Origin of the sequence: Microcoleus sp. MOSTC5 (genome assembly GCF_036701825.1) — a bacterium.
In the GTDB taxonomy this organism is placed as follows: Bacteria; Cyanobacteriota; Cyanobacteriia; order Cyanobacteriales; family Microcoleaceae; genus Microcoleus; species Microcoleus asticus.
Window position 1 is genome coordinate 1 of the sequence record NZ_JAUBRK010000119.1, and the last position, 9,611, is coordinate 9,611.

At 48.5% G+C, this 9,611-nt stretch carries 8 protein-coding genes; 1 reads left to right on the forward strand and 7 read right to left on the reverse strand.

Annotation, left to right across the window (positions count from 1 at the left end; translation table 11 throughout):
- Positions 1-164: 164 nt before the first annotated feature.
- The 3 genes from QUA54_RS33005 to QUA54_RS33015 are packed head-to-tail and all read right to left on the reverse strand — an operon-like array spanning position 165 to position 1,331.
- A complete protein-coding gene (locus QUA54_RS33005; RefSeq protein WP_333419096.1) occupies positions 165-356 on the reverse strand; it encodes a hypothetical protein in 192 nt (63 codons plus the stop codon).
- Positions 357-411: 55 nt separating this feature from the next.
- Positions 412-840 (reverse strand): hypothetical protein, encoded by a 429-nt coding sequence (locus tag QUA54_RS33010; RefSeq protein WP_333419098.1) that lies wholly within the window; start codon positions 838-840, stop codon positions 412-414.
- Entirely contained in the window at positions 837-1,331 is a 495-nt protein-coding gene (locus QUA54_RS33015) for a hypothetical protein (RefSeq protein WP_333419099.1), read from the reverse strand. The genes QUA54_RS33010 and QUA54_RS33015 overlap by 4 nt, the downstream gene beginning before the upstream one ends.
- A 318-nt stretch (positions 1,332-1,649) precedes the next feature.
- Between QUA54_RS33015 and QUA54_RS33020 the strand changes: the two genes are divergently transcribed.
- Positions 1,650-2,198: a DUF4339 domain-containing protein gene (locus QUA54_RS33020; RefSeq protein ID WP_333419101.1), complete on the forward strand. Its 549-nt coding sequence runs from the start codon at positions 1,650-1,652 to the stop codon at positions 2,196-2,198.
- A gap of 32 nt (positions 2,199-2,230) precedes the next feature.
- Here the strand turns inward: QUA54_RS33020 and QUA54_RS33025 are convergent, their stop codons facing one another.
- From QUA54_RS33025 to QUA54_RS33040, 4 genes are all read right to left on the reverse strand, one after another.
- Positions 2,231-2,926 carry a tyrosine-type recombinase/integrase gene (locus QUA54_RS33025; RefSeq protein ID WP_333419103.1) on the reverse strand — a complete coding sequence of 232 codons (696 nt, stop codon included), beginning with the start codon at positions 2,924-2,926 and terminating at the stop codon, positions 2,231-2,233.
- A 28-nt stretch (positions 2,927-2,954) separates the two neighbouring features.
- Positions 2,955-6,191: a plasmid replication protein, CyRepA1 family gene (locus tag QUA54_RS33030; protein ID WP_333419105.1), complete on the reverse strand. Its 3,237-nt coding sequence runs from the start codon at positions 6,189-6,191 to the stop codon at positions 2,955-2,957.
- A 1,527-nt stretch (positions 6,192-7,718) separates the two neighbouring features.
- Entirely contained in the window at positions 7,719-8,120 is a 402-nt protein-coding gene (locus QUA54_RS33035) for a hypothetical protein (protein ID WP_333419107.1), read from the reverse strand.
- Positions 8,121-8,370: 250 nt separating this feature from the next.
- Complete coding sequence (locus QUA54_RS33040) at positions 8,371-9,435, reverse strand: site-specific integrase (RefSeq protein ID WP_333419109.1); 1,065 nt, start codon at positions 9,433-9,435, stop codon at positions 8,371-8,373.
- Between the last annotated feature and the right edge of the window lie 176 nt (positions 9,436-9,611).

Here is a 9,611-nt window from a genome sequence, read left to right on the forward strand (position 1 = left end):
CAAACGTACTGAATCTACGGCTTGGGGAAGACGTGGTTAATCTGGTGTTACAAGCACCGGGTTACCGCGCATCAATCTTCCTCACCATTTACGATCGCAGGCTTCTTACATCATGTCAAGAGGAGCGGAACCGATAGCACCGACACCGCACCGACACCGCACCATTACTGGGTAACGCTTTCAGCGATTTGCACCAACCGCACCAACCGCACCAACCGCACCAACCGCACCCAGTGAACCGGACACCGAACCAAACGAACCTTTACTTCGTTGGAAGCACTTCCAATGGCACTTCCAGCACTTCGCTCCAGGGCGTAGTGAATGAAGTAACTTCCACTTCCACTTCTTCGACACAAAAAGGGGTTGAAGTTTGAAAGCCGAGTAAATCCCCGGCATAACCGGGGTTTATTTCTACAGTCTCTGGGATGTGTCGTCACAGGACTCCTTCAGTTTCTCCGAAAGTAGCTTTACAGACAATTTCAGGTCTTCGAGATCCATCTTGGATTTCTTGCGCTGCTTTATAACCTGGTTAACCACGTCAAGCAAATCATGAGTTTTTAGGTCTTTTAGCTCTAACAGTTCACTGGCAGGTGCTGAATTTTGTTTCAGGTCGGCGAGCTGCACTTCAATTTCTTCCCGATCGGCGCGCTCTGTGGCAAGTTGCGATCGCAATTCCTGCACCTGGCGTTCTAGTTTTTTGGTGACTGCGGTATTGGATTCTAGAAGCGCGGCATAGTCAGCTTTTAATTTCTCGTTCTCTGCTTGTAAGTTACCTATCTCAGTCTGTAACTCGCTATATGTAACTTCATCAGGCTTGAGCAACTCAGGGGAATCACTCAAGCCCTCAATTTTCCCGGCAGTTCACTCAGTAAAGCTTCTAAGGTTTCTTGCAGCGCTTGGACTTGAGATTTTAAGGCAGTAAACTCCTCAATAGTAACCCGGTCTGTAACTTTGTCTGTAACTACTCGATCGCTTTTCTCTGTAACTTCTGCAACCTTGTCTGTAACCCGTGGCTGTGGGGGGATGTTGAGGGCTTCCGCAATCTCTTCAAGCTTTTCTATGGTCATCTCTGATGACTTGCCGACATATTTCTTGTGCAGTCTCCCCGCTATCTTTTTGTAGCCGTACCAATAATCGCCAGTCCTGGTTGTTTCCTTACGGACTGTGAACGGCTTAAGTGATTCCCCATCTGGCTCAAACCTGAAAGAACTGATTGACGCTAACCACTCCAAACCTTCAGGAGACTCTAAATGGGCATAATAAAAACGAGAGTCACGAGAGTCGCCCTCTTCAGGCTGTACGCGACCTTGCCATACCGATGGAATTGCCATAAATTACCTACCAAGTTTGGTTGACTTTGTAGGTAACAGTTACCTGTAAGTTACATACTAAACTTAGCAGATTCTGTAGGTAACAGTTACCTGTAAGTTACATACTAAATATAAGTAACTTACAGGTAACTGTCAAGGGTTGCAGAAAAGTATTTTGGGTAAACCACAGGTACACAGTAATTTGCCTTCTGTTCACCAGCCACTACAGCACAACTTTAATGTTCAGCCCACCAAAAATAAAATCTTTGACGGGCTGAAATTGTTATTGCTGGTGTGGCGTTCTGAGAAAATATTGATACCCCTATCAGCTCTCAGAACATGAACTATTCTACTAAACTGTCGCGCCGAAAACTGCTGCTACTGTTGGGCGGAAGTTTATTGGCTGCCACAACAATCTCCGCTCCATCCGAGGCCGCAAAGAAGGGAGGGAGAATTCGTATCGATCGCTATCCGCGAAACCGAAACCGCAACAACGACGATGCAACTCCATCTCCGACACCTTCTCCCGCTCCGCCGCCAGCACCGGAGCCGTACCGCCCGACTTCTCCAGTCATGATGTTTGGAGTCGGAGGCGGAGTCCTCGGCGCATTTGGATGCTTAGGTGCGTGGCTGGTGAAAATGAATCAGAAACCCGCTCCAGCGGCTCCAAGTCCGCCAGCGCGGAAATTGAAAGCTGTAAAGAAAGCAGCCCCCGAAGTTGCTGACTGGTACGTATTCAGATCGGGTAAACCTGAAGGGCCGTATACCGCACTGCAACTTTGGGAAGTTCAGAAAATTACAGATCGCACCAAAGTTCGGCGGGGTGAAGCCGACTGGCAGCGCGCCAGCGAAGTCCCAGAACTGGCAAAATACCTCAGTAAAAAATAGGCAACAGATTAATGTTTATTCTCAACAAACGGCTAGTCAGTATCAACAACCGAGTTTTTTAAACTCTCTGGGGACTGAGTTAACCGCACAGAAGGGAATTCAGGCTGTAGGTCGTTTAATCTCTGTTTCCCGCCGTAAGAAAGCATTGATAAAGCGCTCACGGCTCCCCTGACTTGGGCGTCGCTGACTTCTAGATATTTCTGCAACTCTGTCAGGGTGCGGTGGCCGCTGACTTGCTGGATGACCCGCAGCGGAATGCCGGCGTTGCTCATCTCGGTGAGGGCCGTTCTTCTAAAGCTGTGGGTGCTAGCTCCTTCAATGCCGACGCGCTTGCAGGCTTCTCTGAGGATAACGGCGGCCGAGTCGCTGGTGATGTGCCGCCAGTGGTGTCCGGGGTGGCGGCTGGGGAATAGGTAAATGGGGCCGACGTGGGGTTGCCAGACGGTCAAGAGCGATCGCAAATCTTCGATAACCGGGATGGTGCGGGTTGCTAGTTTGCCCTTGGTTGCCGCTTTCCTGATGTTTACAGAGGCTCTGACCCTACCAGTCGAGGTATAGACATCCTCGGTCAGCATCGAGCAAGCCTCGGCGATGCGAGCGGCCGTGTAGAGGCAAACTCCGAATAGTGCTCTATCTCTATCCGATTGCAGCCCCTCGGCAAACAGCAGCTCTATTTCAGGGTGCGACAGAATCGCCGCTTGCCCGTGCCTGTCTATTTTCACCGCCATGTTCCTAACTCCTTGCAGCAATTAAACATCATGTTGGAGCCTCCCACAGCATATTGTTCGGGAAGACTAGCATCTCGCTCCACTCCCCGCATTTTGTTTCGTACAGGACTCGGTAGCGCGTCCCGTACTCGCACCAGCCGATTATCTTGGCCGCCACCCACTTGCCCCAGCGGCTAACCCAGCCCGTCGAGTTTGCGATCGCAGGTTCTGCGATGGGAGGTTCTGTCTCTATGTCAGGGATGGTTCCACCTACCCCTAAATTTGTATCAAAAACAGGGGGAGGTGGAACCGCTTCAAGTGCTTGCACTGCAAGAAGTTCAGCTTCTTTTAGTTCGGCAATTTTTTTTGCTTGTCTTTTGGCTGTCAGAGCGGCCAATTCGTCCCAATTTTTACGGGTGCTTAGCTCGTCATCGAACGAGTACACCCAGTGCAGCACGCCGTTCTGTTTCGTTCTGCGTCCGATGAGCTTGTAACCTATTAGACTCAGCAATTGATTCAACCACTGCATCGGCTTCATCTTGCCCGGATGTCCGAGAAGGTTGGCGATGGCTTTCTTTTTGCAGCGATCGTGAAGCTCGATAACTTCAAAGTCGTCCCCGCTCCAATCCTTGCTGGAATCCAAAAACTTCTCCAGACCTAGGGCATGAAGTGTTCTGATTCTTAGGTAGCGATTGGAGAAATCACCCAAAAATTCTTGCTTGCCAGCCAACAATCTAGAACGCTGCAAATATTCTGAGTCCTCTAAGTTCTCAAATTGCCAAGCCGCGTCAAGCTGTGATAAGAGCGATCGCTCGTCAAACCTCACCCGGCGCACAAACTGCCAGCTCCACAGTTCAGACTCTTCAATTCCTGGTAGTCGCGCTTTCAGTAAAGCTTTGATACTCTGACACCGTTCCGGCCATGCAGCACTATAGTTCCGCTTAATTTCTAAGGCTTGTGTCAAGTCAATGTCGGGAGCGTTGAAAATCTCCTGAGCTTCCCTATCCTTGCACTCTTCCTTTGCCACGGCGTGTCCGTCGTCGCTACATTCGGCCGCTGTCACTTGCTGCACGGAGTAACCACCGAGCTCGAAAGCTTTGAGCAAATATTCTCGTAAGTTCAAACGTTCTAGCTCTGCTTTGACCAAAAATTTTGCTAGCAATCTTGTGTGAGGCGTGTCAAGCTGGGCACGATAATCATCCAGATATTTTTGAAACAGTGCTTCATCATTTAGCAGCAAAGTCAGTTCATCGTGTCCCGCGTCGAAAAAAGATTTGATGATATCAGCTTCAAACAAGCCACCACTGCTGCGACTTCTCAGCCCGCGTTCGGGGCAAAGAACGACGATTCTCTCAGGGTGGCGAACCCGGCGGCTCATCTGGGTAAACTCATCAACTCCGAGTACCCCCACAAACCAGCAAAAAACGTCAGAGAAATAATCTCGAATGCTAATGTCTATACCGCTTTCAAACGTCGGGCTGAAAATTATCCACGCTGGCTTATGCTTTTGGATGTAAGCGTCGGGTGTCTTTTTTAATTCTTCTGCCCAAGGCTCAGTCACGGTTTTTGAAGTCAACAGCAGTCCCGGGCCGTGGGATTCTCCCAGCCTTAAAGCCAGAGCCTCGGCATCCCGCAGCGAGTCTGTGGCGACAGCGGGGCAAGGACTTTTGAGAATTTCAGCGCTCAGCCACTTTTTAGATTTTTTCCCCGCGTTTACAAAAAATATGGGGGGAGTATCACCCGTGAAATCATTCTGAATTTTGATTGACCGCTTACCAGAAACCTTAGCAATGTAATCAACCACGATGTCGGACTGGTTGCCATCCAGCAAGATGACACGATCGGCCAGCTTGCAGATTATTCCTAGCCGCTCAAGAATTTCTAGCCGCTTCCCAAAAAGTGTAGAGGACGTTAGCGCGTGTTTAATGGCTGACACTGACTCGTCAAAGATGACCGTCATCCCTCGGATGTGGTTCACAGAGTTCTCAAACATCTCGATTGGAAGCTTGAGCAAGGAGTCTACGCAGAGGCTTAAGCGGCCGTCGGGGTCTTTGGTGAAAAGATAACCTTGGTGCTCGTCCCAGTGGTTGCTACCCCATTTTTCGCACTGCTGCAAAAGTAAGCTGTTGCGGTAGCCTAAATTTATCTGTAACCCGCGCGGGTCGGTCGCAACTTCATTCTTAACCCATTCTGTTTTCCCCGTCCCCAGCCCCGATTTTATTGCGGTGACTGTGCCGGATTCTGGCGCGGGCGCGTCAAAGTATTTGGAGTTGATCGTGCGATCGGGAGTGAACCCGCGAAGCCTCAGCCATTTTTTCAGCTTCCAATCTTCCGAGGGTTCCTGAGAAGCTTCAGCAATAACGGCGTCGATGTCCCCTCCAGCAACCAGGAAGTCGTCAACCCCTTTAGCCGGGCCGGGAAACTTGCCGATTTTAGCGATCGCACTTTTGAACAATTCTCTGAGTGTGCTGGCTGCTTTGAACTCTGGGCTGTTGGAATAGTCCCCAGTGCGGTAGTCGAAGATGATAGTGATTACACGATTTGCTGTGTCAAGCGGTTGGAGCGCTTCGTGCAGTTGTCGGGCTGTTGCCCTTTGATATTGTGTGCCGTCGGGGTTGGTTACCCAGTCCCCGCGCTCGGTGACTCTGTAACCGGTGTTGATACCGGGCAACCCGATCGCAGCATAGCCGCGACTGATTAGTGCCAGGGCCTTCTTTTCCCCTTCTGTCAGAACTACCGGGCAATCGGTAGACTTTACCCATTCCCAAAACTTAGAAGCATCTCCACACATTAGGAGCGCAGCTAACATGAGCGGGTTATTGCAAAAAATAAACTTAGCAAGCTGTGGATCGACTAATCCGAGGTCAAAGAAGGCTGGCATCGGCAAACCAGCTTTTTCGGCTATCCTTTCCCAGAGTCCGACGCTCACAGTTGGGAAGAAAATTTTTAAAGGCTTGCCGTGGGGTTGGCTATATCTGCGCGGTTCCCACTTGCCTGTTCTTTTGTTCTTGCTAAAGGCGATTGGTGGGCCGCCTAACTGTCGAAAGCGGCCATTGACTATAAAGCCTATAGTTTTTTCGCACTTTGTATAATTTCTCTTTGCTTGGTTGCTTCCGCTGCTGGTATTGGTTGTGGGGTCTGTGTCGCGAAAAAGCAGATCGTAAATATCGATACCACTCGCAGGCTCTATACTTTGTATAAAGGCTATCGGGTCAATCCCTGACTTGATTACACAATCTTGATAGGCTAAATCTACTGCTTGTGAGGTTATGCTTTCTGATATCATAGTGAGAACGATTCTTATTCTGAATCGCTATCACCCGAAATACAAACCGACTCCTGAAAATTTTAGACGTGTTTACGGTAAACTGGACTTAATCTTTTATTGTGAAAGCTCCCTTGGCGGGGAGTTTGGAGTCTGTTGCTACTTTCGGGTGGTAGCAGTTTTTTTTGGGCTTCGGTACTACACCGATTAAATCTAAATATACCGTGAAACCGCCCTTCAGCGATCGACCCTTTTAGGGTTTTGAAAAACACGCAGTAAAAGTCACGCAAATAAGTCGATTAGTAGTTTCAACCCCTGACCCCTTCCTTCACACGGAAGGGGTCAATTAATAGGCACTTACCTATCACTTGGCTGTTTGACTGACATTTTGTGAATCTACGTTGCGACCATTTTTGATTTAGTCGAACGGTCAGAAGATCTGTATTAGTGTCTGAGTAACGGTTGTAGCCACCAACTTTAATTTGAGATTTGTCATTTGCACCTCAACTGCACCTCAACGCGGTGCGGGGCTAGCCTCAAAACGTTATCTGGTGGCGGTTCTGGGAGATTTTTAATTGAACTGAATGTGCTTGAAACCTAATAGGTTTCGGTTTTCGTTATGCACGTAAGAATGCGGGTTTCGAGTGATTTTTATTTGAACGGATTAAGCCACAAACTATAGGGTTGTCAATTCTTTCTACACAAAATAGGCAGAGTGCAGCGGTGGAAAATCTCGTTCTGCGAGTTATAACGGTTTAAATACAGAAATACATATGTTTTGTGCCGTAGAGAGGCAGTTATAGCAAGGGTTTCAGGGCTATATTTTGGAGAATGGGGAAAGTGTGTCCCCTCCCTCTCGGTCGTGTTTGCTAGGTGACTGGAGTGTACAAGGAAACTCTAAGGGTTTCCGATCTTGCACGTTGGGTCTGACAGTGTTCTGGAGTGTACAAGGAAACTCTACAAGTTTCCGATCTTAGACGCAAACTCTGACTACACTCTGACACCATCACAAACCCGTAGGGTTTGTGAATTTGACAACATACTCACAACACGCGCTGAAAATTCCCTCCACTTGGCCGCCAAATCCTCCCAGTTTTGAGAGAACTCTGACCACACTCTGACTACATCAGGAAGGCCTACGCCCTTCCGACTTTGTTTACATACCAACAACCAGTGCAGTGAATTTTTGCGCGCCATGTGCTATGCTCTGCTACTTTTTTGCTTTTCAGGTGTTAACCGGGTATACCTACTCCGGCAAGCTGCGGCCGGGAGGCAGGCCATAAGCCAGCCCCCTCCCGGCGCACGTTACTACTCACATCAACACAAGGTGGCACTACGGTATATCGCTTGTTGAGGGTTGTTAATTGGAGAAATAGTATTACTATTTCTCCATGTTGCTGCTGTGTTGTTGACTTCGGAAACCTTTAGATTCCCTGTGTTGTTGAAATGTTGTTGAAAAATGCAAAGAGTTTTTACTTCGCTTCGCGGCCAAGAGGCAGGTCACAAGTCAGCCCTCTCTCGACCCATATCAAATGCCAGAGCGTAAGACTAGCTGACCAGTCTCAAGTCACATTCCCTGCTCGGTTCCCCGTCATAGCAGGGATAGCAAGAAGAAGCGCCAATCGTGCTGTGCGTCCAATTCACGTAATACACCCAAGTCTTGGCATCCGAAACCGATTCGCGTTCTGGCAGCCACCGCATACCTAAAATTTCACCAAAATCAGTAGCAGAATCGGGAGCATCCTCATCTTCATCATCCTCCCAGTCACTGGCTATCAAATCGCCAATTTGAAACTTGGGCAGTGGATAGTTTTTGGGAGTTGAAGACTCACCCGATCGCTTGGCCGCTGCCGTTGCCACAGCAGTAGTAAAAAGTTTTCCCAGCATTGAGCGGCGCGAAAATGCAGAAGTTTGCGAGTCTGCACTAGACAAGCGTCCTGAAAATGACATAATAATTTAGCTCCAAACGTACTGAATCTACGGCTTGGGGAAGACGTGGTTAATCTGGTGTTACAAGCACCGGGTTACCGCGCATCAATCCTCCTTGTCTCTACATTGCAAGCTTTTGGCTACTGTGTCAAGGGGTAAATTGTAAAGTTTTAGGTTAAATTTAAGACACAAATAATATTAATAAAAACGACAAATATAGTAGCTAACAAAACGTTATCAACTACTATATTTTTCTGATTTAGTGACAGCTTTAGATTTCTGGAACCTGTAAACTGTGCCTGCTGCCCGCGTAGTGTTTGTAAATAATCTCTGGGCTATTACCTACCCACTGCGCTATATCTTTGGCATCAATCCCTTTATCGAGGCAAAGAGTGATAAAGGTATGACGGGTCTGATAAGGGACGCGATACTCAAGTCCTAAACCTTGTAAAATCTTCTTCCAAACCCTCTTGCGAAAATTGTCTTGAACGATAAAGCCACCTTCGGCAGCGGGAAAAACCAAACTATCAGCATCACGGCTCAATGGTTTGATATCCTCAAGTATTTGGCGCAGTTGAGCGTTAATCTTGAACCTGCGAAATGATTGCGTTTTCAACCCTTCTTTGCGGATTCGTCCTCCCGGTGACTGAACTACAGCCTCTCGAAAAAGGACAGTCTGCTTAGCGAAGTCAACGTTTTTCCACTGCAAGCCGATCGCCTCGCTGGGGCGGCACCCCGTGTAAAAAAGGAACTGTACGTAAGCTGCATAGTTGCTGTGCAAGTGATTGTTTGACGTGAAAGGGTGGCAAAACCGATTCGTTTTGAACGCTTCAATGATTGAGTCTCGCTCGGTTGCGGTAAAGGGCTCTATCTCCCTGTTCCCGGCGTCAGCCTTTTTAGAGCGGGGGAGTCTTATTTCTGAAGCCATGCGGGCAAAAGGGTTAGCGTCAATCAGCTTGCTGCTTTTTGCCCACCCATAGCAGGTAGAGAGTTGAGAGATTAATCGCTTAGCCGAATCGACCGTCAAGTTTGCCATTGCCCAATCGCGAACCGCGACAGCATCCATTTCCGGCAGATCGGAAAGTTTTGCCAGATGATTTCTGGTCGCCTGTAATTGGTGAGCCAGGTAGGACGGGCTAACTGACGCTTTCTTGAAATCAATGTATTTGTCCCAAGTCCCCAGCAAATTAAGTGGTTGGCAGCTTACTGACTGGCTGACCTTGTTAAGACCTGCTAAGGCTGCAACCAGTAATTTTTGCTGTTCGTTGATGGTTTGAGCTTGGATTTTGGCTAGCTCTATCATTTGGGCTATGTCGTGGTGAACATCTGTCATCATTTCCGAGCTCCAGTAGCAATACTGCTAGCGTCGGAAATGATTAAGAGTTGCGACTGCCACCGAGAGGGTCGCACCAAAATTGGCATAATAATTTAGCTCCAAACGTACTGAATCTACGGCTTGGGGAAGACGTGGTTAATCTGGTGTTACAAGCACCGGGTTACCGCGCATCAATC